The organism is Acinetobacter sp. NBRC 100985 (assembly GCF_000241225.1).
Classification (GTDB): Bacteria; Pseudomonadota; Gammaproteobacteria; order Pseudomonadales; family Moraxellaceae; genus Acinetobacter; species Acinetobacter venetianus.
Genome location: NZ_BAEB01000019.1, coordinates 43,532 through 68,133, shown reverse-complemented (window position 1 = coordinate 68,133; position 24,602 = coordinate 43,532). Strand labels below are relative to the sequence as shown.

Annotated in this window: 20 protein-coding genes and 1 pseudogene; 10 read left to right on the top strand and 11 right to left on the bottom strand. The window is 39.8% G+C overall.

The window, feature by feature from the left end:
* Nucleotides 1-8: 8 nt before the first annotated feature.
* Nucleotides 9-425: a hypothetical protein gene (locus ACT4_RS05855; protein ID WP_034604692.1), complete on the bottom strand. Its 417-nt coding sequence runs from the start codon at nt 423-425 to the stop codon at nt 9-11.
* A 377-nt stretch (nt 426-802) separates the two neighbouring features.
* Here ACT4_RS05855 and ACT4_RS05850 point away from each other — a divergent pair, with 377 nt between their 5' ends.
* Nucleotides 803-1,714: a serine protease gene (locus tag ACT4_RS05850; RefSeq protein ID WP_007480623.1), complete on the top strand. Its 912-nt coding sequence runs from the start codon at nt 803-805 to the stop codon at nt 1,712-1,714.
* Nucleotides 1,715-2,103: 389 nt separating this feature from the next.
* Here ACT4_RS05850 and glyS read toward each other — a convergent pair whose 3' ends face one another.
* Nucleotides 2,104-4,173, bottom strand: coding sequence for a glycine--tRNA ligase subunit beta (glyS, locus tag ACT4_RS05845; RefSeq protein ID WP_007480621.1), 2,070 nt, complete (start codon nt 4,171-4,173; stop codon nt 2,104-2,106).
* Nucleotides 4,173-5,162 carry a glycine--tRNA ligase subunit alpha gene (gene glyQ, locus ACT4_RS05840; protein ID WP_004660270.1) on the bottom strand — a complete coding sequence of 330 codons (990 nt, stop codon included), beginning with the start codon at nt 5,160-5,162 and terminating at the stop codon, nt 4,173-4,175. The genes glyS and glyQ overlap by 1 nt, the downstream gene beginning before the upstream one ends.
* A 236-nt stretch (nt 5,163-5,398) precedes the next feature.
* Here glyQ and ACT4_RS05835 point away from each other — a divergent pair, with 236 nt between their 5' ends.
* From ACT4_RS05835 to ACT4_RS05825, 3 genes are all read left to right on the top strand, one after another.
* Nucleotides 5,399-5,902: a hypothetical protein gene (locus ACT4_RS05835; RefSeq protein WP_019385460.1), complete on the top strand. Its 504-nt coding sequence runs from the start codon at nt 5,399-5,401 to the stop codon at nt 5,900-5,902.
* A gap of 234 nt (nt 5,903-6,136) precedes the next feature.
* The gene (locus tag ACT4_RS05830; protein WP_007480615.1) at nt 6,137-7,399 is read left to right on the top strand and encodes a putative DNA modification/repair radical SAM protein; all 1,263 of its coding nucleotides are present in this window, start codon (nt 6,137-6,139) and stop codon (nt 7,397-7,399) included.
* A gap of 2 nt (nt 7,400-7,401) precedes the next feature.
* Complete coding sequence (locus ACT4_RS05825) at nt 7,402-8,196, top strand: TIGR03915 family putative DNA repair protein (protein WP_007480613.1); 795 nt, start codon at nt 7,402-7,404, stop codon at nt 8,194-8,196.
* A 37-nt stretch (nt 8,197-8,233) separates the two neighbouring features.
* Here the strand turns inward: ACT4_RS05825 and ACT4_RS05820 are convergent, their stop codons facing one another.
* Together ACT4_RS05820 and ACT4_RS05815 are read right to left on the bottom strand one after the other, a co-directional pair.
* Nucleotides 8,234-9,649, bottom strand: a complete 1,416-nt coding sequence (locus ACT4_RS05820; protein ID WP_004877713.1) for a DASS family sodium-coupled anion symporter — start codon at nt 9,647-9,649, stop codon at nt 8,234-8,236.
* A 111-nt stretch (nt 9,650-9,760) separates the two neighbouring features.
* Entirely contained in the window at nt 9,761-10,519 is a 759-nt protein-coding gene (locus ACT4_RS05815) for a sulfite exporter TauE/SafE family protein (RefSeq protein WP_007480611.1), read from the bottom strand.
* Nucleotides 10,520-10,739: 220 nt separating this feature from the next.
* Between ACT4_RS05815 and ACT4_RS05810 the strand changes: the two genes are divergently transcribed.
* Nucleotides 10,740-11,843, top strand: a complete 1,104-nt coding sequence (locus ACT4_RS05810) for an HPP family protein (RefSeq protein ID WP_007480609.1) — start codon at nt 10,740-10,742, stop codon at nt 11,841-11,843.
* A gap of 70 nt (nt 11,844-11,913) precedes the next feature.
* On the opposite strand, the gene ACT4_RS05805 is transcribed toward ACT4_RS05810, so the two are convergent.
* A complete protein-coding gene (locus ACT4_RS05805) occupies nt 11,914-12,183 on the bottom strand; it encodes a PspC domain-containing protein (protein ID WP_007480607.1) in 270 nt (89 codons plus the stop codon).
* 342 nt (nt 12,184-12,525) lie between these two features.
* On the opposite strand from ACT4_RS05805, the gene ACT4_RS05800 reads away from it, so the two are divergent.
* Nucleotides 12,526-13,191: a hypothetical protein gene (locus ACT4_RS05800; RefSeq protein ID WP_023013785.1), complete on the top strand. Its 666-nt coding sequence runs from the start codon at nt 12,526-12,528 to the stop codon at nt 13,189-13,191.
* A gap of 54 nt (nt 13,192-13,245) precedes the next feature.
* Here the strand turns inward: ACT4_RS05800 and ACT4_RS05795 are convergent, their stop codons facing one another.
* Nucleotides 13,246-15,069, bottom strand: a complete 1,824-nt coding sequence (locus ACT4_RS05795; protein ID WP_004877701.1) for an acyl-CoA dehydrogenase C-terminal domain-containing protein — start codon at nt 15,067-15,069, stop codon at nt 13,246-13,248.
* A 239-nt stretch (nt 15,070-15,308) separates the two neighbouring features.
* Between ACT4_RS05795 and ACT4_RS05790 the strand changes: the two genes are divergently transcribed.
* Nucleotides 15,309-17,621, top strand: a complete 2,313-nt coding sequence (locus ACT4_RS05790) for a hypothetical protein (RefSeq protein WP_007480602.1) — start codon at nt 15,309-15,311, stop codon at nt 17,619-17,621.
* A 46-nt stretch (nt 17,622-17,667) separates the two neighbouring features.
* On the opposite strand, the gene aroE is transcribed toward ACT4_RS05790, so the two are convergent.
* A complete protein-coding gene (gene aroE / locus ACT4_RS05785) occupies nt 17,668-18,456 on the bottom strand; it encodes a shikimate dehydrogenase (protein ID WP_007480601.1) in 789 nt (262 codons plus the stop codon).
* A gap of 153 nt (nt 18,457-18,609) precedes the next feature.
* Between aroE and ACT4_RS17655 the strand changes: the two are divergent.
* A pseudogene (locus tag ACT4_RS17655) lies at nt 18,610-18,690 on the top strand (histidine phosphatase family protein); the annotation flags it as partial.
* 61 nt (nt 18,691-18,751) lie between these two features.
* Here ACT4_RS17655 and hemF read toward each other — a convergent pair.
* From hemF to ribA, 3 genes are all read right to left on the bottom strand, one after another.
* Nucleotides 18,752-19,693, bottom strand: coding sequence for an oxygen-dependent coproporphyrinogen oxidase (hemF, locus tag ACT4_RS05780; RefSeq protein ID WP_007480599.1), 942 nt, complete (start codon nt 19,691-19,693; stop codon nt 18,752-18,754).
* Between the two features lie 129 nt (nt 19,694-19,822).
* The gene (locus ACT4_RS05775; RefSeq protein WP_007480596.1) at nt 19,823-20,293 is read right to left on the bottom strand and encodes a DUF4844 domain-containing protein; all 471 of its coding nucleotides are present in this window, start codon (nt 20,291-20,293) and stop codon (nt 19,823-19,825) included.
* Nucleotides 20,294-20,335: 42 nt separating this feature from the next.
* Nucleotides 20,336-20,938 carry a GTP cyclohydrolase II gene (gene ribA, locus ACT4_RS05770; RefSeq protein ID WP_007480595.1) on the bottom strand — a complete coding sequence of 201 codons (603 nt, stop codon included), beginning with the start codon at nt 20,936-20,938 and terminating at the stop codon, nt 20,336-20,338.
* A 304-nt stretch (nt 20,939-21,242) separates the two neighbouring features.
* Between ribA and dxs the strand changes: the two genes are divergently transcribed.
* Together dxs and ACT4_RS05760 are read left to right on the top strand one after the other, a co-directional pair.
* The gene (gene dxs, locus ACT4_RS05765) at nt 21,243-23,138 is read left to right on the top strand and encodes a 1-deoxy-D-xylulose-5-phosphate synthase (RefSeq protein WP_007480593.1); all 1,896 of its coding nucleotides are present in this window, start codon (nt 21,243-21,245) and stop codon (nt 23,136-23,138) included.
* 134 nt (nt 23,139-23,272) lie between these two features.
* Nucleotides 23,273-24,103, top strand: a complete 831-nt coding sequence (locus tag ACT4_RS05760; RefSeq protein WP_007480590.1) for an inositol monophosphatase family protein — start codon at nt 23,273-23,275, stop codon at nt 24,101-24,103.
* Nucleotides 24,104-24,602 lie beyond the last annotated feature (499 nt).

Below are 24,602 nucleotides of genomic sequence, written 5' to 3'. Positions count from 1 at the left end.
TTTTTTATTTAGTTCGATGATGGCTGACTCAGTTCAGCTCGTTCAATGGGAACATGTCCATCATTTGTACCCACTACAGCATCTTTGGTGTCTTGCCATTTTTTAGCAGTGTATTGTTTAGCTTTTTCAGTTTGAGCTTGAACAACTTCAGATTGCTCTTCGGTATATTTCTTGGTATCTGTCCACTTTTCACTGATCTTTTGTGATGTGTTTTCAGATGCACCTTGTATCGAGCCACCTAAGTTTTGTAGTCCTTTCCCTGTTTTATACAGCAATACACGACCGAGACTAGGGTTGTCACCATAAGGAAGTGTTTTTTCAGCCGTTACAGTGTTTGTATTTGCGGGTGTTGTATTTTCGGCTGCCCAGAGAGAAGACGATGCGATCAGTGCAGTCGCAAAACACAGTACAGGTATTTTTTTCATCATCTTTTATCCTTTTGGCAATATTGCTGCAATTCAAGTTTTATAGCTTATCGTCAAGTTCAAGAAAAGAATGTAGGTGATGTGAAATTGATACAGTGCGTAAAAATTATGTCTGTTCAGTTTGATAGCTCATATTTTTGTAGCGTATTCGCTGCTTCATCAAATCAAGCAGATTGGGATGTTAATCTGACATGTTATGATCGTTGACGCCTCGTTTTCCTCATGATAGTTTTAATTCAACAAAAATCAATATTTGCACGTTTTACTTTTAATCAAATTAGGTATCTTATGAGGCAAAATTTGGAATCTTATATGTCACTTCTGCCGCATAAGAGTAGTTAGGCGCTCCATTATCTCCCATTGTGAGAAGAATTATTATGGCTTCGTATGAAACGTGGTTGGTAAATCATGACGAAAATAGAACCGATGACGTTTTAAAGACAAAGCTAGTTCTAGCTTTGCCTAATATAAATTTTGACTCTCTATACTCACATCAAGGAGAGCTTGCTGCAGACTATTCTCTTCGAGAAATAATTTCTACTGGGGAAATTAATAAGCAAGAGAATTTACTAGGCAGGGACGGTAAATATTTTGAGAACAAGTTAACTCAGACAATATTCTTTCGCTGTACTGGTAAAATGGTGCACAGCCACGGCCAAGCATCCGGCTTTGTTATTGGACCAAATCTTGTAATGACTGCGGGGCACTGCGTGCATCCCGGCAACTCTCAGTCCAGAAATTACGAAAACATCTATTTCCAACCAGGTTATCCAAATCATGGTAGATGGTATCGGATAGCTCGTGTTTATGCCCATAGATCATGGGTTATAAATGGCGCCTACAGCGCCGACATTGCCATATGCGTAACAGAAGATGTTATGTCTAATGATCTCTGGTTCGGAGTAAAAACACATTTGGGTGATAGCCCACTGGCGTGGGCAATTTACGGATATCCCGCAGAAAGCCCGTTTGATGGTAGTCGTCAATTCGGCGACTCAGGCCCCTTAACGACGAAGCCTTGGTCTTCTGGGAATCTTCGATTCAATCTGAGTGCCTGCGATAAAATTGACCTAACGCCAGGCTGTAGTGGCGGCCCGTGGATTGCTGGTGAAAATCACGCCGTGAAAGGAAGGATTGCTAAAGAGGGGAAGATTCCTGGCCCTGGCCGATGTATTTATGTCAATGGATTGAACTCTCATACATATGATCGTTATCCGGGCATGATGATCACACCATATTTCGGTGAGGTTGTCGCAGATTTTGTAGCAGACGTCATCGCTGCAACTTGATGGGTTTAGATGCGAACTCAAAGAGAAAAGCACCTAACAAGCGATAAATGGCCCGGTCTCGGCCGGGGCCGCCGGCTCAGTGATTCCCGAGCTTCAAATGGTGAAGTGCCTACGGTAAGATCGGTCTCAACTCAAATGGCCACTGTGCGCTGTAGCGTGGGCCACCTAACCCGTCATTCAACGGGCGACGAGGTACAAGCTGGCTGCTATAGCCAAAAGAACGGCGCGCGCCGTTAACTCTGAGTTAGCCGTTCAATTTGCTTTCGGAGAAATAAAGGAAGAAGGTTGCAGAAGACAACAATTGTTGACCAATTTGGTAATCCAATTTATAACTAAACCCCACTAAATAGATAGTGGGGTTTAGTTAAAAGATCAAGTGTTCTAAAGGCTTAACCCTGCAATACACTTACATCTGCAATCGCCGTGAATAAATCACGCAATTGAGCCAATAAACGTAAACGGTTGGCTTTTAATTCAGCATCGTCCGCCATAACCATTACGCCTTCAAAGAAAGCATCAATTGGTACACGAAGAGCAGCCAGCTTAGACAATGCTTCAGTATAGTTACGTGCAGCAAGCAATGGTTGAACCACTGGTGTCAATGCTTGAAGTTCTGCATAAAGCGCTTTTTCAGCAGCTTCAACGAGATTCGCTTCAACCACAGCACCTTCAGGCGTTGCTTCTTTCGCAAGAATATTGGCAACACGCTTATTAGCCGCAGCCAATGCAGCAGCTTCTGGCAAAGTACGGAAATGATTTACCGCAGTCACACGCTTATCAAAATCAAGAGGAGATTTTGGCGCAAGTGCTTGAACGGCTTGAATCACATCAACCGCTACGCCTTGATCTTCATATTTAGCACGGTAACGACCTTCAAGGAAAGCCACTGCATCGGTACGTGTCTTTTCATGATCTTTAACCACGTCACCATAACCTTGAAGTGCAAAGTTAACCAGTTCTTCAATCGTCACATCAAGTTCATTTTCAATGATCAAACGTAAGATACCAATCGCAGAACGACGTAATGCAAACGGGTCTTTCGAACCTGTTGGAGCTTGACCAATACCAAAAATACCAACAAGCGTATCTAAACGATCTGCAAGCGCAATCGTTGTGCCTGTTTTAGTTTGTGGTAATACATCACCCGCAAACTTAGGTAAGTATTGCTCACCTAAAGCTTCAGCAACTTCATGATTCTCACCTTCAAGGCGAGCGTAATACGTGCCTGCAATCCCTTGAAGTTCAGGGAATTCACCCACAAGTTCAGAGGTCAAATCGCATTTAGCAAGTAACGCTGCTTTTTCCGCATCTGCTGCATTTGCACCTGTAATTGGAGATAGTGCAATTGCTAATTTAGCAATACGTTCTGATTTGTTCCAAAGCGTACCCAATTGTGCTTGGAATACCATATTCGCGAGTTTTTCTTTACGAGACGCAAGCGGTTGCTTTTGGTCTTGTAAGAAGAAGAATTCTGCATCAGACAAACGAGGGCGAACAACTTTCTCATTGCCTTCAATAATTTGAGTCGGATCTTTAGACTCAATATTTGAAACGGTAATGAAGTAAGGCTGTAATTTACCTTCAGCATTGATTAAGCAGAAATACTTCTGGTTGTCCTGCATCGTGGTAATCAAGGCTTCTTGAGGAACAGCCAAATAGCGCTCTTCAAAAGTCGCACGTAACGCAACAGGCCATTCAACCAAGCTAGTCACTTCATCAAGTAAGTCTGCTGGTACAATCGCAGTCGCATTGACTTCATCTGCCAATGTTTTGACTTGTGCTTGAATCGTCGCTTGGCGCTTTTCAAAATCAGCAACAACATGCGCATTTTCTAATGTTGTTAAGTAGTCGTTTGCATGTGCCAAAACTACAGCTTCAGGCGCATGGAAACGGTGACCATAAGTCACGTTACCTGTTTTGTGATCTTGAATGCTTGCTTCAATCACTTGATCATCTTTAAGCAATACCACCCATTTCACAGGACGAACGAATTCAGTACGGCTTGCCGCTGAACGCATACGCTTAGCAATTGGTAAATTATCCAATGCTGCTTGTAAAATTTGCGGTAGTAAAACGTCAAGGCTTTGACCTTTGACATCTTTCAGGAAGCATACTTTTTCAACTTTACCTGCTTGGAAAGTTGAAAGCTGGTCAACCGTAATGCCTTGACCGCGCATAAAGCCTTCAAGCGCTTTAGTTGGTTTGCCTTCTGCATCATAAGCGGCTTGAACAGCAGGGCCGTCAAAACGTTTTTGTGTATCTGCTTGAGCCGCATCGATATCAACAATTTTTAATGCTAAACGACGTGGTGCAGCATAGGCTTCGATTGCAGTGAAGTTTAAGCCTGCATCTTTTAAGCCTTTTTCTGTTTCAGCTTTTAAAGCATCACGCAAAGTTTTTAAGCTTTTTGGTGGAAGTTCTTCACAGCCAAGTTCGAATAAAACAGTATGCTTTGTCATTATTTATTCTCCTTCGCTTTTTCAGCTTGGGCTGCTTCTGCTTCAACTTGTGCTTTTAACTGCGCTAATACTTCATCACGTAGATGCGGTTCTGCCATTGGGAAACCAAGTTTGGCACGGGCAGCCACATAACTCTGAGCAATTGAACGCGCCAAAGTACGAACACGTAAAATGTAACGTTGACGTTCAGTCACCGAAATTGCACCACGCGCATCCAACAAGTTAAAGCAATGTGATGCTTTGATCACTTGTTCGTAAGCAGGAAGTGGTAGTTCAGCTTCGATTAAACGAGATGCTTCTGCTTCGTAGAAGTCGAACAATTCAAACATTTTATCGACTGGTGCGTATTCGAAGTTATAGGTTGATTGCTCAACTTCATTTTGATGGAATACATCACCATAAGTGACTGTACCGAACTGACCTTTCGTCCAAACAAGATCGTAAACTGAGTCTACACCTTGCAGGTACATCGCAAGACGTTCTAAACCGTAAGTGATTTCACCAGTCACAGGGTAGCATTCAACGCCACCGACTTGTTGGAAGTAAGTGAACTGAGTCACTTCCATACCATTTAACCAAACTTCCCAACCTAAGCCCCATGCGCCAAGTGTTGGAGATTCCCAGTTATCTTCCACGAAACGAATGTCGTGAGTTAGGGTATCAATGCCGATTGCTTTTAATGAATCAAGATAAAGCTGTTGGATATTGTCTGGGTTTGGTTTAAGTACCACTTGGAACTGATAGTAGTGTTGTAAACGGTTTGGGTTTTCACCATAACGACCATCTTTTGGACGGCGTGAAGGTTGAACATAAGCCGCGTTCCAAGTTTCTGGACCTAATGCGCGTAAGAAAGTTGCAGTGTGGAATGTCCCTGCACCCATTTCCATATCATATGGTTGTAATACGACGCAGCCTTGCTCCGCCCAATAGTTTTGTAGGGCAAGAATTAAGCCCTGAAATGTATCAATATGCGATATAGCACGACTCATGGTGCATCCACTGGAATCAAACAAAAATTGTGGTTAAGTATAAGGATTTTGCGGAGTAGTGGCAAAGGAGTTGCTAAAAATTATTGTTGAATGATGACAATCATTTTATTTTCGTTTATCAGTAAGAGAGCAGTCATTAGATCAATAAACTTCTATCCAGAATTGAGCTATTAAACATCTAGATAATTCATAAATTTGATTTATTATAAATCTAGATTTATTGGAAATTTACAACAATGTTAAAAAAACTTTGTTTTGTTTATATGTTCTTGCTTTGCTCTTGTAGTAGTACTCCTGTGGCACTTTATTCCGACTCTAATCTTAATCCAACAGAGATTGCGACCATTACGAATAAGTGCGATTCTACTTGTAAAAATACAATAAAAAAGCAGCTTGGTGTAGATGCTCATTATCAGATGAGCGAAGGGCTATTACTTGAAGTTAATGGTAGACAAGGAACTTGGCAGGTAAAAAATGGAAAAGCATTTAACTCCTCTACGCATGGTGGATTAGTAGTTAAAGTTAAACAAGGACGCACTGAACTTGTAATTGATCATAATTCGCAGTTGGTTATGGGAAAGCCTGAAAAAATTTCTGTGGATCTTTTAGGTGGACATACATATGTAGTGGGGCGTATGCGAGTTGAAAGGATTAAAATGGCATACTATGAATGGTTTCCAGTTGTATTCGATGCTACTGAAAATAAAATTATTTATGGCAAAGAAACACAGCCTCTTTAAAAATAATAATTATTTCTATGTGTTTAAGGACTTATTCTTTAATTAACGATGAGTGGTATCGTTTACATATATCTATCTGCATTGTATGAAAATGATGTATTTACTCGTTTATGAGAGTAAGTTCTAATGTTAGAAATCTATACGTCACCTCATGACGCATTCCATTCATCACGACCTTAATTCCACCATCATGACATGTTAACGTTTCAATGAGTGGTTTTTAGGTCGTTTAAAATGTCTGATCGCATTCGTGAAAAATTACAAATTCTTGCGGACGCTGCCAAATATGATGTGTCCTGTTCCTCCAGTGGTAGTGACCGTAAAAATAAAGACAAAGGTTTAGGCGATGCCAGTCGAGCAGGGATTTGCCATAGCTATACCGAAGATGGTCGTTGTGTTTCTTTACTGAAAATCTTGTTCAGTAATGTTTGTATTTTTGATTGTGCTTATTGTGTGTCACGCCGTTCTAATGATGTCAAACGTGCTGCATTTACAGTACAAGAAGTGGTTGATCTGACCATCAATTTCTATCGTCGTAATTATATTGAGGGATTATTTCTTAGTTCAGGGATTTTTAAATCCGCAGACTATACGATGGAGCGGATGCTTCAAGTGGTGAAAAAATTACGACTTGAAGAAAATTTTAATGGCTATATTCATCTTAAAACCATTCCGGGTGCATCGCCTGAGCTGATTCACGAAGCAGGGCTTTATGCTGACCGCATGAGCATTAATCTGGAAATGCCAACTGAGGTTGGATTAAAAGCGTTTGCTCCTGAAAAATCACATCAAGAAGTACAAAAAGATTTAGGTCTAGTTCGAGATCGACTGATTCAACTTAAAGATGAACGCCAAATTATTAAGCATGTGCCGAAATATGTACCCGCAGGACAGACCACTCAAATGGTGGTTGGCGCACATCAAGAGACTGATCAAGATGTGCTATTTATGGCAGATCGGCATTACAAAGAGTTCAAGTTAAAGCGTGTCTATTTCTCAGGCTACATTCCAATCAATACCGAGAATAACTATTTACCTGCTGTCGGTTCAGCACCACCTTTGTTACGTGAAAATCGTCTTTATCAAAGTGATTGGTTGATGCGATTTTATGGTTTTCAGGTCAATGAAATCGTCAATGAAAAATACCCACATTTAGATTTGGATGTAGATCCGAAACTGAGTTGGGCATTGCGTCATCCTGAACAATTTCCAGTGGATCTAAATCGTGCTGATTATCAAATGATCTTGCGTGTGCCGGGTATTGGAGTCAAGTCTGCCAAGAAAATCGTGCAAGCGCGTCGTTTTGGTAAGGTGCATATTGATTTACTAAAACAACTCGGTGTGGCGTATTCACGTGCCAATTTTTTTATTCGTTGTGAAGACAGTCCACGTTTTCAAAAAGAGTTGTCATCTCATTATATTCGCCAACAAATCTTGACGCAGGGTTCATCCAAATACGTTAAACAACTGTCACCTCAGCTAAGCTTAGGATTTTGATCATGTCTGCTGATGGTATGGTTTATTATTATTTTGATGGTTCGATGGTTGGTTTGCTCAATTGTGTATTTCGTGCCTTTCAATTTAAAGAGTTTCAAGTTCAGCTTTGTTTTAATGAAGGTGCCCAACATGGTTTATTTTCCACTGTTGTTGAGATTCCCAATAATGAACATCATGCGCAGCGTGTTTGGTCAGCGATACAGCAGCGCTTGAGTCAATCCTCATTAAGACAATTTTATTTTGCCTATTTATCTGAGTCTTTAGACGCGTTTCAGCATTTATTTAATTACTGTATATACGTTTTTCATCATCAACATTCTGTTGAAAAAAATTATGCGCACCCGAGTGTATTGGCGATAGCACAATGGGCAAAAAAAGTCGGTCGTGAAAAGCATCGTATGGAAGCTTTTGTCCGTTTTAAGAAAACCACAGATGGATTATTTTTAAGTTTGGTGCGACCTGATTTTAATGTGTTGCCTTTGATCCAATCGCATTTTAAGCGTCGTTATCAAGATCAATGCTGGTTGATTTATGATGAGCAACGAAAATATGGTTTGTACTATGACTTACATGAAATTCATGAGGTGTCATTAGAGGCAAATGAAATTGATCGGAATCTTGCAAGTGGTGCAAGTCAAAGTTTTCAATTGCAGCTGGATGAGCAAGAACAATTATATGATCAACTCTGGAAAGATTATTTTAATAGTATCAACATTAAAGAACGTCAAAACGTTAAATTGCATGTGCAATATTTACCGAAACGCTATTGGCGTTATCTGAATGAAAAGTTGATTTAACGGAATAAAAAAAGCGCCGAAGCGCTTTTAATTTGCTTTAAACAAAGAACCAATAAATAAAGATAGACACCAGTGCAACACAAAGAATATTTAGCACGAAACCGACGCGCATCATCTCGCTTTGTTGAATATGTCCTGTACCAAATACGATGGCATTTGGTGGGGTTGCAACAGGTAGCATGAATGCACATGAAGCACCAATACCAATGACAATCACCAGAATTTCTTTAGGTAAGCCCATTTGATCTGCAATCGCAGCAAAAACAGGGACGAGCAATGCAGCAGATGCCGTGTTACTGGTAAATTCAGTTAAGAAAATAATAAAGGCTGCAACGATCACAATGACCAAGAACGGAGAGGCGTCACCGAAAGCATTTGCAAGTGTTTGACCTAATACCAGTGATGAACCTGAATCTTTCAGAACAGCACTTAAAGTTAAACCACCACCAAAGAGCATTAACACGCCCCAATCAGTGTTGTCAGCAATATCTTTCCATGTGCCGATGCCAAGAATCACCACTAGACAGGCAGCAAAAACAGCAATCCAAGTGTCAGGTTGGCTAATCCCAAAATGCTCACTGACGCTCTTACCAAAGATCCATGCCAATGCCGTTACCATGAACAATAACATGGTCAAAATACGGTCGCGATTCCAAGGGATATTTTCTGTTTTAAATTCCACACGATGGTTCAATTTCGGACGCAAGATCAGATATAAACTGACTAACATTGCAGGGAAAATAAGAAGCATCATAGGTAAGCCAACTTTCATCCAGTCGGCAAAATCATAGCCCAAAGCTTTGGCTGCAATGGCATTCGGCGGAGAACCAACCATTGTACCTAAACCACCAATACTGGCTGAGTAGGCGATCCCCAATAAGATGAAAACGAAAGTTTTACGCTCTTTTTGCACATCAAAATGAGAAAGCAAACCTAGTGCAAGCGGTAACATCATAGCTGCTGTTGCAGTATTGGAAATCCACATTGAAAGCACAGCAGTCACTAAACAGATCGCCAAGACTGCGACCCCTAAATGACCGCGAGACATGGCAATAATCCACATTGCAATTTTTCGGTCAAGCTTCTGGACATGCAAGGCTGTTGCAAGTGCGAAACCACCAAAAAATAAGAAGATGGTCGGATCTGCAAAGGTACTCAGCGCTTTGCTGGTGGTAATAGCTTTGATTTCACCATCACTGCCAACACTTGGCATGCCGACAAGGACGGCAAGCACAGGAACTAGCAGCGCAGTAATTGTGATATGAATGGCTTCAGTCAGCCAAAGAATACCAATGAATAAGAGTAAGCTTAGCCCCTTATTGGCATTTTGCTCATAAGGGAGAATTTCATATAAACCGAAAGACAGCAATGCCGCAATTGCAATGATTACCCAACCGCGCAATAGGCCTTTAGGCATTGCATTGGTGGGTGTTTCAAGGTGAGGAACATTCATAAAATATCCTTATTTGAGTTGTTATTGCCACTTAAATCTAGTGGCCAGATAACCTAAAATATCTGTCAATCTTGCGTAAATCCAAGTTTAACGATCACAATAAACACTGTTCTAAATAAGCTCCATGCCTTGCCATAATGCATTACAGCCAAGTAGCATTAAAATGGTAAAAATGATCAAATTGAACTTTTGCTGGGAAATATTAGAACGGATTTTTGCGCCGAGATAAACAAATAATAAAGATAAAATGGTTACACCAATCAACAGATAAATTTGTGAAGGTTGAAAGGTGTAAAGTGTTGGATACAGCAGCGAAAGTTGAATTAATTTGCTGGCAAGGAAACACATATTGCTGATCATGACCACATCGGTTTTGTCATGCCGAGTACTGAGTAGATACATCATCAAAAAGGGTGCCATGGCATTGGTTGCTCCGCCGATTACACCTGCGAGAAAACCAAAAATCAGCATATTTCTCAATGAGCGGCTGACTTGAAACGGCTGTGATCTAAACTGATCGAGCACATACAGTAAAATGACAGAGCCCATGATGAGTTTGAGATAACCTTCATTGACATATAAAAGTAATCCCACACCAATAAAGCTGCCGATTAGGCTGCTTCCAATTAACCCCCAATATTGCTTTAAATAATGGAGAATATTTTGGAAAAAACTATGATTTTTGCCCGCTTGCAATAGACTGAGATTCAGAATAATACAAGGAATAATGACCATTGCCACCGCTGTTTGCAGTGGATAGAACATGGATAATGCAGCCGTACTGACCATGGGAAAGCCAAAGCCGCTTAAGCCATGTAGTAGTGCCGCAAATGCACATAAAAGTAAGGTCAATACTTCTGTTTTATGCAAAACCGTTCCTTGACAGGAGTGAAAATAAAACCAAGCGTGAATTGTATTGTTCTCTGACAATATTGGAATTCAACTATCGGATAAAATCACAAGAAATTACTTGAACAGTAGATTATCAGAATATCTGTTAACTTTAAGATGTAACTAAGATACACCTTATGGTTGTTTCGGCGTATACTTGCGCCACCAATCAAAACAATACTCTCTAGCAAGGTGAATTGTGAGCTATACCCAATCAGACTGGCTTAATTTTCTAAAACCAAATTATAAAGTTCTCCCTGTCAAAGAAAGGATCTTATCTGGTGTAGGTGCGTTATGTGGTCTCGCAATTTCCTCATTGATCAGTTGGTATGTTTTGGGTGGGATCAATGCTTGGTATATCGCACCAATGGGAGCTTCATCGGTCTTATTATTTGCTGTCCCAAATAGTCCTTTAGCACAACCGTGGAATGTGATCATTGGCAATATCTTGGCTGGCGTGATTGGTGTTACTTGCACGCAATTACTTGCAGATTCAACCACTGCGTTTAGTCTCGCGGTTGGCTTTGCTATTTTTATGATGATGACCACTGATTCTTTGCATCCACCCAGTGGGGCTGTGGCGATTACTGCGGTACTCGGCGGTGATGCTGTACATCGTTTAGGGTTTCACTTTATTCTGTATCCTGTGTTGTTAAATTCGATTTTATTGCTGTTATTTGCAGTATTTTTTAATCGATTGATTGGACGACATTACCCACTGACAGCTCATTTAAATGAACGTTCCAAAGATCCAACGCCGACACAGAAGGTTTCGATTCAACCTAAAGATATTGAATATGCGTTAGATCATCACACTGAATTATTGGATATTAGTCAGTACGATTTAGAAAAAATTATTTTGCAAGCCCAAGTTCATGCTAATGAACGTTCCATGAGTACTTTTGTTTGTCAGGATATTATGAGTCGAGATGTGATTCGATTACATGAAGAGGATGATATTTATCAAGCATTAGATAAATTTAAGTCGGTTAACTTAATGAGTTTACCAGTGGTCAATGCGCAAGAAAAATTGGTGGGGACGTTGGCTTTGTATGAGGTTGTGGAATGGTTCAAAGGTGCGACTGATCCACGAAATTCATGGCAACACTATGTAAAACAAATTATGAGTCGTCGTGTTGTAACGGTTGAACCATCGCAACCCATCCAAGATCTAGTGCCTTATTTCGTAGAGAAATCTTTTAATTATATTCCTGTAGTCGAGCAGGAGTGTCTTATTGGAATCGTGAGTCGTGCTGATATGATCGCTGCTTTGCAACAACAAATAAATCGTCAAAATAGCTAATTCCAAATAAAAAAAGCTACGGTTGTATTAGGGGTAAATCCAACCGTAGCGACCAAAGAGGAAAAGGTGATTAACGTCTTAAGTTTTGATCCTCATAAACTGTTTTAACAGGCTGGTTGTAGCCATGTACGTGTTCTACTCGATTTGTCTGTTGTTTAGGAATGACGAGCCATAAAACGAGGTATACCAAAATACCGGGAAAGGCTGCACTCATCAGTGAAACAATGACAAAGATCAAACGTAATAAATTTGCATTCCAACCAAAACGTTCCGCAATACCGCCCATAACACCAGCGACTATGCTTTGTTGGCTTGAGCGATATAAACCAGAATTGGCCATCGAGTAGGTCTCCTTAAATTCATGAAACAGCAGTAAAAAAATTAAAATCAGGATCAACACTGCTGTTAATTAAGAAATATGGTCAAAAATAAATTTTTAAAGTTCTCACAAGCAAGAGAATAGTTACGGTGTGTAAACTGCTGATGGAAAAACCGACAGTTTCGCCTAAAATGCACTGACTTAAGGCATACTGCTTTGTCAATTTGCTATTTCAATCCTATCGTTAGCACAACTTACCTTGTTTTCACGCAATATTTACGTGAATAAAACCTGTTTAATATTTATACGGGGTGGTGAAGTCATGAAAAAAGATAACGATATTGATGTTAGAGAATTATGAATATGCAGTTCAGGTTATTCTTACAATATATTAGTGTAGGAGCTGTATTGAGTTTAGGGTTGAGTGCTTGTGATAGCCATCACCCAGAGTCAATGAAACAGCAACCCCAGACGCAACAAGAGCATGAAGAACTTTCCGATGATATGGTTTTAGAGGATGAACAAACTGTATCGAGTGAAGGCGTTTCACTTACTGAGATTGCGGGACAAGCAACTATTCCACATGTTGCATCTAAACGTATGGAAAAACCTTCTCAGCAGGATTTGATTTATGCTGGGCGTTATCATGCGCGTATTCCATGCTCAGATCCTTTTGCTGGATGTGTGAGTAATGAGAAAGAAGCAGAATATATTATTAATCTTTTAGATGATGGTTCGGTGTATTGGATCAATACCAGTTTTGGTCGATTAGGTTCAGATCCCTCTCGTAATATGACCAAGATTGAACAGATGTGTAAACAGGTTCAGTGGCATGCGCACAAAGAATTGAATGAAATCATGATTCGTTGTGAAAATGCGAACGTCAATCTTTACTATAAGATCAATAAAGAGCAAAACCTTGTTTTAGATTTAGACAAGATCTGGAATGGTGATCACGGACAGAATCGTCATTTCTTTAAAGAATATCCATTCCCAAAGAAAGCTTATGTCTTTGAAAAAATTGAATAGTTAAACGTTAAGCAAAAAAAGAGCGCCTAGAGCGCTCTTTTTTTACAGTTCCGATTAGTAATCGAAGCTGAAGTGTTCTGGTGCAAGAGATGTCAATGTACGAGAAGTCGATACCATTGATTCTGCATGACCTTGAGCGCGTGGCAATAAACGATCAAAGTAGAAATCAGCAACTTTGATTTTTGCTTTATAGAATTCTGGTGTTTCAATGCCGTTACCTGCTTCTAGTTTCTCAGAAGCAATCACTGCTTGTTGAGCCCAGAAATAAGCCATCATGACATAACCAGAGAACATCAAGAAATCAGCAGAAGCAGACGATACGATGTCACGGTCTTTACGAGCTGCAAGCATGATGCGAACAGTCAATGTGTTCCATTGAGCGCAAAGCTTAGTCAAGTCCCAAGCGAAACGACGTAGATACTTGTTACGCGCATGGGCAGCACAGAATTTTAAGATTTCAGCGGTATAGTCACGAACAACTTTACCTTTTGAGCTTAAAAGAACTTTACGACCTAATAAGTCAAGTGCTTGGATACCCGTTGTCCCTTCATACAATGTAGAGATACGTGCATCACGTGCGATTTGTTCCATACCCCATTCTTTGATGAAACCATGACCGCCGTATACTTGCATACCATGATTCGCAGCTTCCAAACCTAATTCAGTCAAGAAACCTTTTAAAATCGGCGTATAGAAACCTAGCTTGTCATCAGCAGCTTCATAAGCAGCTTGATCACCATTTACTAAAGCATCTGTCATTTTGTCTGCAAGTTTTGCCGCATGATAGATCATTGAACGACCGCCTTCTGCAACCGCTTTTTGAGTTAACAACATACGACGAACATCAGCATGGTGAATAATCGCATCAGCTACACGCTCAGGCTCTTTCTTACCAGAAAGGGCACGCATAGACATACGATCTTTCGCATAAGGTAATGCACCTTGGAAAGAAAGTTCAGCGTGAGCAATACCCTGAACAGCAGTACCGATACGAGCAGTGTTCATGAAAGTAAACATTGCATGTAAGCCTTTGTTTACTTCACCGATGAGGTAACCAGTTGCATTGTCAAAGTTCAACACAGCAGTTGCAGAAGCACGGATACCCATTTTGTGTTCGATTGAACCACAAGATACGGTATTACGTTCACCTACACCGCCATCAGCAGTTGGGATGAATTTCGGTACGATGAATAACGAAATACCACGAGTACCCGCAGGTGCATCTGGAAGACGAGCAAGTACGATATGGATAATGTTCTCTGTTAAATCGTGTTCACCCGCAGAGATGAAGATTTTAGTACCAGAGATTTTATAAGTACCATCAGCAGCAGGTTCTGCTTTAGTTTTTACTTGACCTAAGTCAGTACCACATTGAGGTTCAGTTAAGCACATTGTGCCTGACCAAGTCCCTTCAACGAGTTTAGGCATATAAGTATTTTTTTGCTCATCCGTACCGAACTGCATGATAGTGTTCATACAACCTGTACTTAAACCTGGGTACATAGTGAATGACCAGTTTGCAGTACCCATCATTTCTGATTTGATCAGGTTTAAAGACATTGGTAAGCCTTGACCACCAAATTCTTCCGGGTAAGAAAGACCTTGCCAACCACCCATTACGAATTGGTCATAAGCTTCTTTGAAGCCTTTAGGTGTTGTTACTTCGCCGTTGTTAAACGTACAGCCTTCTTCATCACCTGATTGATTGAGTGGAGAAAGTACGTTTTCACAGTAATCTGCCGCACCTTCAAGGATCATATCAACGGTATCTTTATCAGCATTTTGTCCACTTGCCAAAGTTTGGTAGTGTGCAGGATAATCAAACACTTCATTCATTAAGAAGCGAACATCACGGAGAGGGGCTTTATAAGCTGGCATAATCTTAATCCTGTATTTGAATCATTTTGGATTATCTGTTTCGATACTTTGATTATTCACAATAGTGATAAAAATGCATTGATAAACACGGTTAAAAACAGTGTCAGAAAAGCTAATTTTGTAAGAGTTTGATTCGTAGAAAAGTCATTCTTTATTAAGTGTTCTTCATTCGCTTTGAAGATGGTCATGATAACTCTAGTTGTTGAAAGTATAATGATATAAAGGTGTTCGATAAAGCTATGCGTTTAAAATATTTAACTTTATGTTTGTTGGGTCTTAGTCTTTCTGCGTGCTCTCAGCATGTCATTAAAACCAATTCTAGCTCTGTAAATTTAGAGCAAAAGGCCATCAATAGTATCAATGCGATGTATGAATATCCGAGTTATGATTATCGCGGAAAATTTAATATTCATGTCAACCTTGATCAAAACAACACAAATTCCAAAGACGGTAAAGTGCAGTTAGATGCAGCTTTAAAGCAAAAAGTTGATCAATATTTACGAGATCAAAAAGTCAATTTAAATGCCAAACAAAAACAAGCGCTGTATGTTGCATTGGCACAACAGCCAAAAACTTATAGCACCAAGGCAGAAAAGTTTACCAGCGCAATGACCAATATTTTGAATGATATGCAATTTGAGTATGATGGCTCAGTGCACTATCGTCAAAAAATGGGATCATTTAATTTAACGGCTCGTTATGAAAAGCCAACTTTATTGGTGCAAGCAAAAGTACCTATGGTGTTGGATTTAAAAGATTATAAGTTTTACATCAATTATTTTGCTTTGATGCCGTATTTGGTCAATAAAGAAAATCAAAATAATCTAGCGTATCTCGATTTTTCTAAATATCAGGGATTATTCAATCAAGTTGATTTCAAAAAATTTGCTGAATATGTCAAAGCTTCAAGTGCGGTTTACTATCGCTTAGCAGATCAAAATAATATTCAGGCCTTATCCGTTTCTTCTGCTGATAAAGCGGCTGGAGTGGTTGAAAAAATTCGCTTAAAAACCTCGATTGAAGAGCTAGTTTTACAAGCAAATTTATATAGCAAAGTAAATGAAAAATACTTAATGCAAAGTGTTTTGAATTTTAATGAAAAGAGTCTAGAAAAACTGGTTGCTGATGAAGTGAAAGCTTCAGAGCAGTCAAAATCTAATCATAAGCTTGAGCATAAAGATGCTGCAGACGACGCAAGTGTCGTGAGCCAACAACTCTATCATTTAGTGAATAAGCATTTTGGCGTAGATGATGAAGAGGATTATGCTGCGGAAAGTGATGAAGATATTGCTGATGCTACGCAACAAGCTACAGATGCAGATGAGTATGCAACTGAAGATGAAGCAGTTGTCGCGAGTGCGGCAGATGATGCAGAGCAAGAAGGGCTGAGTGCAGCGCAATGTAGAGAATTGTATAACGCTACGCAAATGACATATGGCGATGTTCAATATTGTGAAAGTATCTATGGCATTGATGTATTTAACAGTGCGGATAAGACACCTAGCTTTATTACCACAATCGCTAAACTACAAAGTGTAGAAAAAATATTTGCTGTTTACGATCAAAATCAATTTATTGATGACCATGCGTTTAAAGCACTCTGGATTAAACATCAAGCTGATATTGAGAAAGCATTACCACCAGTTGATAAACGTAATCCATTTGTGATGGATGTTGGTTTGGATGCAGAAGGCCGCGCTGTAAAATTAGACTATGATTTGAATTATGCACTGCCTGAGTTGAAATCAAGTTTTAATATCAAAGCGGATATGTATGTCAGCAATTATGGCAAAGCAACACCAATCGATCAGGCACAGTTAAAACGTGCCAAAACTTGGGCTGAAACAAGCAAAGGTTCAATGCTTGAAAAAGCAGTGAATAGTTTTTCAGAAAAGTTAGGTCAAACTGGAATTCAAGAGCATTCTGCTGAGCCTTATACGTTGTCTTTAGATGATCAGCTTGAGACGATTGCAGCTCAAAAATATGATGCAACCCATTCTTATGAGCAAACCTATAAAGCTGTATTTATTGCAAAACTGACAGAAAGCACACCACAAATTGTTGAACGCTACTCAAGCAAAGAATTGCAAGAAATTGCGAGTGTATATGCATACTGGTATTCAGACGAAGATGTGTATAACCCTGAAGGTAAAGCTTTGAAAGCTATCGAAGCATTGCAAAGCAAACATCATTTACAAAATGAAGATCAGTTTGATGATCGTCTTGGACATGCTGTTGATCGTATTGTGAGTGATGCAATGCGTGGCGATAAAGATCGTCAAGAATGGAAAAAATTAAAAGCTCAATACAAACAACCTCAGCAATTATTTGCTCAGCAATATCAAATTCAATTTGAACGTGAAAATGGTATTTCAAATGATGAGAAAGCATTGCTTGCGCAAACAGCAAATGTTTTAGGGCAAGTGTATGTAGATGCGCGTAAGAATCAATTGTCTGAGAAATCTATCAAATCATTGAAGATTGAACATAATGAATTTATTGATTATGAAGTCTTTAAAGATGTTTATATGAAGTTAGTGAATGCTAAGTAACTAGTAAAAGAAGAACCTGCTTATTGCAGGTTCTTCTTTTTATGGGTTATAGAAAATCTTTGAGTTCAGGTTTAACGCCATTCCAGATAGAAAAAGCTTCTATTGCCTGACCAACAAGCATACCAAAACCATCTGTAGAAGGAATTTGACGGGCTTGTGCTTGATCTAAGAAACTCGATGGTTTGCCATATGCCATTTCGTAAGCATGATGGAAAACTAAGGTTTCAGGTAGTTGTAATGCATCACCTGTTAAGCTTGCTGAAGTTGCATTAATCACAAAATCGTACTCACCACTTAGTTGATCTAAACTTGTTGCAGTGAGTTCAATGTGCGCTACAGCCTCTTTTAAGTCTTCAACGAGTTGTTCAGCACGAGCAAGTGTACGGTTTGCAATAACAATCTTTTTGGCGCCTGCTTGAACTAGAGGATAGATGACGCCTCGCGTTGCTCCACCAGCGCCTAAAATGAGGATACGGCTGTTTCCAAGTTCCCAACCTAACGCTTGAATCGCTGCAACCAAACCCTGACCATCAGTATTGTCACCATAGAGTTTGCCATCTTGCATCCATAAGGTGTTGACTGCTTTGGCAATCTTGGCACGTTCAGTCAGTTGATCACACAACACAAAGGCCTGTTCTTTAAAGGGTACGGTGACATTCATCCCCACACCATTCTGGGCAAAAAATGCTTTGGCTGTATTTTCAAAACCATCCAATGGCGCAAGAATTTTTTTATAGTTTAAGTCGATCCCAGTTTTTGCTGCGAATGCATGGTGTAACTCTGGTGAGCGTGATTGTTCAATCGGATTTCCAATTACAGCAAATTGTTTGGTCATGAGGGAATCATTCTTATGAGGTCGTTAAAGTTTATAAAGTTGCAGAGAAGGTCGCAATATTGATTTACAACTCTAGTCGAGTGATGGTCTGATTTATTTCTCAGAGTATGTTCATATCATTTCTTGGGTGATATGGGTTGTGATTACTGTTTTATGGCTATATTTTTAATTCGGCATGCGGCAAGTGAAGCCAATATCGATGGGCGGAGGCGATCGCATGCTGCAATATTTTTATTTTAATGTTTTTAGGTGAGATTTCATCCCTGAGCTATATGTCAGGGATGAATCATTTCTTTTATTTATTTAAACCTAACCAATCTTTTGGTTTTAAATAATAGTCAGTAAGTCTTTTTTCAGGTGAGTTTGCTTCCCATTCAGGACGATAAGACCAACCCGCTAAATTGGGCAAACTGACGAGAATTGATTCAATGCGGCCACCCGTTTGTAAACCAAACAACGTGCCACGGTCATAAACCAAGTTATATTCAACATAACGGCCACGACGATACAGCTGGAACTCACGTTGTGCTTCGGTGTAGGGTTGTTCACGATGCTTTTCAAAAATCGGTAAAATTGCTTCTAAATAGCCATTACCAACTGCTTGGATATATTTAAAGCAAGTTTCAAAATCCCATTGATTTAAATCATCAAAAAATAAACCACCAACGCCACGTTGTTCATCACGGTGCTTTAAATAGAAATAATCATCACACCATTGCTTATGTTCAGCATAAACATTTTCACCAAAAGGTTGGCACAGGTCATAAGCTGTTTGATGCCAGTTTAGGACATCTTGATCATCTGGATAGAAAGGGGTTAGATCAAAACCACCGCCAAACCACCAGACTGGATCTTGCCCTTCGGGTTCAGCGACAAATAAGCGTACATTTGCGTGTGAAGTTGGAATATTAGGATTTTTAGGGTGAATAACTAAAGAGACACCTAATGCTTGTGCCTTAGCACCTGCAATCTGTGGATGGCGCTCAGTGGCAGAAGCAGGCAATTTACTAATATTAATGTGGGAGAACATCACCCCACCTTTTTCAATTACATCACCATTTTGCAGAACACGAGATCGACCACCGCCGCCTTCAGTTCGCTGCCAATCATCAATGATAAATTCTGCGGTACTACCGCCAGCACGTTCCTGTTGCTCTAGTCCTGCACAAATGCGAGCTTGTAGATCGAGTAAAAACTCACGAACACGTTGAATATCAGCTGAAGTTGGGTGCTGCATGATGATCCTCTTAAAGTGATCTAGGGATGAGTTACATCAAAGCATAAATCCATAAAAAAAGTAAGGGATTTTTGAATCTATATTAAGATGTGTGATTTCGGACAAAGTTTTGATCTGCCAATAATGCTTTTATTGAGACTGTGTGGATTGGTTCTGTTCAATAAGTTCATTAATTTCTTCGCCATACATCCATGTATTTAGAATACCTTCTGAACTCTCCAAACCTGTTATATCCAAAAAATGTTCAAAAGTCGTAGCAACTTGTTCTCTATCTTCTGTGTCTAAAGTATCAGGCTTAATTTGATGGATACCATTAGAGAGAATCTTAAGTCGTTGTTCTTTGCTAGGTTGTTTAGCATTTTGATAGAGTTCAATATAAGTTTCAGCAGTTTCGGCAACTTTTTGATTTAATAATTCTTTTAGTTTCTTATCCTCTACGCCTGTATATAGATAACCATCACCAGCAAAATGATCTTGTTTTTGAAATTGATGTAGTTGCTCGATCACTCTATTTGATGAGTTATCGCTATGCTCATTCGCTTTAGTATAACCACTTAGTAACAGGAGGCTTGTTACTAAGAAAATGCTTAATAATTTCAATTTTATGAATACTCTTATTGAATGAGCGATATGACTCTAAACTCAGAAGTCATCTTTTTTATACAGATGATCCATACGCTCACGTTTCGTTTTTAAATAATGCTCATTAAATGGGTTACGACCTACAGTTAAAGGAACACGTTCGACGACATTGATGCCCAAATCAGTCAAAGCTTTTAATTTTAATGGATTATTCGTTAATAATTTCACTTCTTTGATTTGAAGGTGATCCAGCATAATACTACACATGTCATAACGACGTGCATCAGCTGGAAGGTTCAATAATAGGTTTGCATCAACGGTGTCATGTCCTTGATCTTGCAATGCATAGGCACGGATTTTGTTGGTTAAACCAATTCCACGACCTTCTTGGCGGAGATATAAAATGACACCTTGACCTGCTTCGTTAATCAAACGTTGAGTCGCTTGTAACTGTGGGCCACAATCACATTTAAGTGAGCCGAAAGCATCGCCAGTCAAGCATTCTGAGTGAATGCGTACTAGTACTGGTTTGTTGGGAGCAGCTTCTAAACCTTTAGAAAGCGCCACATGTTCTTCGCCCGTTTCTGGGTCTTGAAACACGGAAATATTGAAGTCACCAAAAGCGGTTGGTAGCTTTGATGTTGCAATAAATTCAATTGGCACAGAGAGCTCGCTATGATAATAAAAACAGTGAAAGTATAGCCTAATGTGTGAAGATTGCGTGAATTGGAATTTCTGATTTTTCACATAAGTTTTTCTTTTTCATACAAAGCACACAATAATGGTTGATAAACAGTGACATAATTCAGGATAATCTGCGAGCCAATCTTAGATATTGGCATGAGAATGTTCAGCACTACATCATTCGCTCATGTGGCTGATTGAAGGTAGATCGTATTTAATTGTATGATTGCCCCCATTTAACCCAGCTTCGGATTTGCCAGGCTTAAAAAGGCTTTGCCACATTATGTTGTATACCGAAATTCCAACTCAACGCCCTGTTACGCCATTGTTAGATGGAATTGATCATCCACAACAATTACGTCAGCTCGAGCAAAGCCAACTCGCACAAGTGGCGGATGAGTTGCGTCAATATATTTTGTATGCAGCAGGACAAAGTGGTGGTCACTTTGGCGCGAATTTAGGTGTAATCGAGTTAACGGTTGCATTGCATTATTGTTTTAATACGCCGCAAGATCGTTTGGTTTGGGATGTAGGCCATCAGGCTTATCCACATAAAGTCCTGACTGGACGTCGTGAACGTATCACTACTATTCGCAGTAAGGATGGTCTTGCAGCATTTCCTGCACGTGATGAGTCTGAGTTTGACACATTTGGTGTAGGGCATTCCTCGACTGCAATTTCTGCTGGTTTAGGTATGTCACTTGCACGCCGCTATCAAAAAGATCCATGTGATGTAGTTGCGATCGTCGGTGATGGGGCAATGACTGCTGGTATGGCTTTTGAAGCCATGAACGATGCAGTTGCTCATGATGCTGATCTTATTGTTGTACTCAATGACAATGATATGTCGATCTCTTGCAGTACGGGTGGTTTTGCTAAACACTTGGCTGCGATTTGGGAAACAGGTCAATTGGTAAATGTAGATGAACAAGGTGAAGCCTATGTTCAACAACATCCAAAGTGGACTTATAACTCTCGTTTACATCAGTCAGCGACTGATGCTGCAGATAACTTATTTAAAGCAATTGGTTTTGATTATTTTGGGCCATTTGATGGTCACAACGTTGAGCAGTTGGCACAAGTTTTTAGTGCACTCAAAAAACGTAAAGGCCCACGTTTAGTTCATATTTATACAAAAAAGGGTAAAGGCTTTGCTCCAGCGGAAGCAGATCCAATTACCTATCATGCAATTACCAAGATCGCACCAGTAGCAAATGCACCTGTAAAAAAAGCACCACCAAAGTATTCAGATGTGTTTGGGCAATGGTTGTGTGATGAAGCTGCTCAAGATCAGCGATTACTCGCGATTACACCTGCAATGTGCGAAGGCTCTGGCATGGTGAAGTTTGCACAGCAATATCCAGAGCGTTTCTTTGATGTGGCCATTGCTGAACAACATGCAGTGACCTTAGCAGCAGGTATGGCATGTGAAGGTTTAAAACCTGTGGTTGCAATTTATTCAACCTTCTTGCAACGTGGTTATGACCAGTTGATTCATGATGTTGCATTACAGAATTTAGATGTGACTTTCGGGATTGATCGTGCTGGTTTAGTTGGTGAGGATGGTCCGACGCATGCAGGTGCATATGACTATGCTTATATGCGCACTGTACCAAACATGGTGATCATGGCGCCGAAAGATGAAAATGAATGTCGCCAAATGCTACATACTGCTTACATTTATGAAGGGCCAACTGCCGTACGATATCCGCGAGGTGCAGGCACAGGTGTTGAAATCCAGCAGCAGATGACTGCTTTGGAAATTGGTAAAGCCGAGATTGTTGCTGAATTTAATAAAGAAGTAGATCAACAGATTTCTATTCTAGCTTTTGGTAGCCGAGTAGCACCATCAGTTGAAGCCGCACAGCAGTTTGCAAATAAACATGCTGTAGGTGTGCGTGTGGTAAATATGCGTTTTGTGAAGCCATTGGATGAGCAAATCATCCGTGACCTTGCGGATAGCACACAACTTTTCGTTACAGTAGAAGAGCATGCTGTGATGGCTGGTGCTGGAAGTGCTGTTAACGAATTCTTGGCGCAAGCACAAATTGTAAAAGCTATTTTGAACTTAGGTTTGCCTGATACTTTCCTTCATCAAGCAACGCATCAGCAAATGTTGCAAGACTGTGGTTTGGACAGTTCAGGGATACTGGCTTCAATCGAGAAAGCTTGGTTTTAGCTCTTAAGTTCATGTAAATGTGAGCAATAATTTTTCGCAACATTTTTCCCCTAAAAGCGCTTATATTTGATAGAATATAAGGGCTTTTATGCATTATTCTTTGTCAAAATCTTCAAATTTGTAGTGGGTGTTCAATGGAACCTATGGTGGTTATGGCTGCGCGTGCGGCTCAAACAGTTGGTCAAGAGCTTTTAAAGGCACATCAGAATCGTCATAAGCTCGATTTACAAGTTGAAGAAAAAGGCATCGATGGTCCAGTAACGCGTGTAGACCGTTACATCGAACAACTTACAATTGATACGCTTCGTAAAAGTTATAAAAACCATAGCTTCCTTGGTGAAGAGTTTGGTATGCAAGAAGGTAAAGGTCACGACGCAGATTGGTGTTGGGTGATCGATCCTTTGGATGGTACTCAAAACTTTATCAACGGATTCCCTCATTTCTGTATTTCTATCGCTGTACAACACAAAGGTGTAACGCAACACGGTGTGATCTATGATCCAGTGCGTGATGAATTGTTCTCTGCAAGCCGTGGTCGTGGCGCAGTTATGAATCAACGCCGTATTCGTGTCAATGTAAAAGATAATCTAGAAAATACTTTCCTTTCTGTTGGTCATCCTTACCGTGCAAAACGTAATGGCGAAATCGTTTCTTATGCAGAACAGCACTTTGCTTCATTATTGGCGGTAACTAAAGCAGGTTCTCAAATTCGTCGTGGTGGTTCAGCTGCATTAGATTTAGCTTATGTTGCTGCTGGTCGTTTTGATGGTTTCTTTGAACTTGGTTTAAAACCGTGGGATATTGCTGCGGGTGAGTTGATCGTGAAAGAAGCGGGCGGTGTTGTTGTTGATGCTCGTGGTGGCAATGAATCATTTGATAATGGTCAAGTGCTTGCTTGTTCATTGAAAATGTTAAAACCATTAATGCAAGCCGTTGTCCCAGCTTGGGGTGAAGCTGCAAAATAATTTGTAGATTTAAATAAAAAAGCCCTCATTGTTTGAGGGCTTTTTTGTTTTCGGGTTAATGGGGAGTTATGAAGATTATTTATGAGAGTGAGCTATTTTATATAGAAACGCACCATGAAATGCAGGCGGTTAAAGTTGAAGAGCGAAATATTGATTTTTGATTAACTGTTAATGGTAAGACATTTTTTGGAAGTGCTTTTACGCTAGCAAATATTTAATATTTAATGACTAAAGATAATCGAATGGGTGAGTCTGCTTTAGGTTCTTACTTTTGGTGTGTGGATATACTTATCCTTGATCAGATGACTCATTAGTGCTTGGTAAAAGCAATTACAAATATATTAAATGATGAGTCTTTAGATATAGGGGTGATATTAACTCAAGTTATTAATTACTATTAAATTTTTTCTTTCTTTGTAGCTTGGATACAAATATAAAATGTATTGAAATAGAAAAAACCAATTAAAAAAGGTGACTTTTAAAATTATTCTGCTATAAT

Coding starts and splice junctions, on each gene's coding strand:
- ACT4_RS05855 (WP_034604692.1), bottom strand. CDS start 425: ATGAAAAAAATACCTGTACTGTGTTTTGCGACTGCACTGATCGCATCG.
- ACT4_RS05850 (WP_007480623.1), top strand. CDS start 803: ATGGCTTCGTATGAAACGTGGTTGGTAAATCATGACGAAAATAGAACC.
- glyS (WP_007480621.1), bottom strand. CDS start 4,173: ATGACAAAGCATACTGTTTTATTCGAACTTGGCTGTGAAGAACTTCCA.
- glyQ (WP_004660270.1), bottom strand. CDS start 5,162: ATGAGTCGTGCTATATCGCATATTGATACATTTCAGGGCTTAATTCTT.
- ACT4_RS05835 (WP_019385460.1), top strand. CDS start 5,399: ATGTTAAAAAAACTTTGTTTTGTTTATATGTTCTTGCTTTGCTCTTGT.
- ACT4_RS05830 (WP_007480615.1), top strand. CDS start 6,137: ATGTCTGATCGCATTCGTGAAAAATTACAAATTCTTGCGGACGCTGCC.
- ACT4_RS05825 (WP_007480613.1), top strand. CDS start 7,402: ATGTCTGCTGATGGTATGGTTTATTATTATTTTGATGGTTCGATGGTT.
- ACT4_RS05820 (WP_004877713.1), bottom strand. CDS start 9,649: ATGAATGTTCCTCACCTTGAAACACCCACCAATGCAATGCCTAAAGGC.
- ACT4_RS05805 (WP_007480607.1), bottom strand. CDS start 12,183: ATGGCCAATTCTGGTTTATATCGCTCAAGCCAACAAAGCATAGTCGCT.
- ACT4_RS05800 (WP_023013785.1), top strand. CDS start 12,526: ATGCAGTTCAGGTTATTCTTACAATATATTAGTGTAGGAGCTGTATTG.
- ACT4_RS05795 (WP_004877701.1), bottom strand. CDS start 15,069: ATGCCAGCTTATAAAGCCCCTCTCCGTGATGTTCGCTTCTTAATGAAT.
- ACT4_RS05790 (WP_007480602.1), top strand. CDS start 15,309: ATGCGTTTAAAATATTTAACTTTATGTTTGTTGGGTCTTAGTCTTTCT.
- aroE (WP_007480601.1), bottom strand. CDS start 18,456: ATGACCAAACAATTTGCTGTAATTGGAAATCCGATTGAACAATCACGC.
- hemF (WP_007480599.1), bottom strand. CDS start 19,693: ATGCAGCACCCAACTTCAGCTGATATTCAACGTGTTCGTGAGTTTTTA.
- dxs (WP_007480593.1), top strand. CDS start 21,243: ATGTTGTATACCGAAATTCCAACTCAACGCCCTGTTACGCCATTGTTA.
- ACT4_RS05760 (WP_007480590.1), top strand. CDS start 23,273: ATGGAACCTATGGTGGTTATGGCTGCGCGTGCGGCTCAAACAGTTGGT.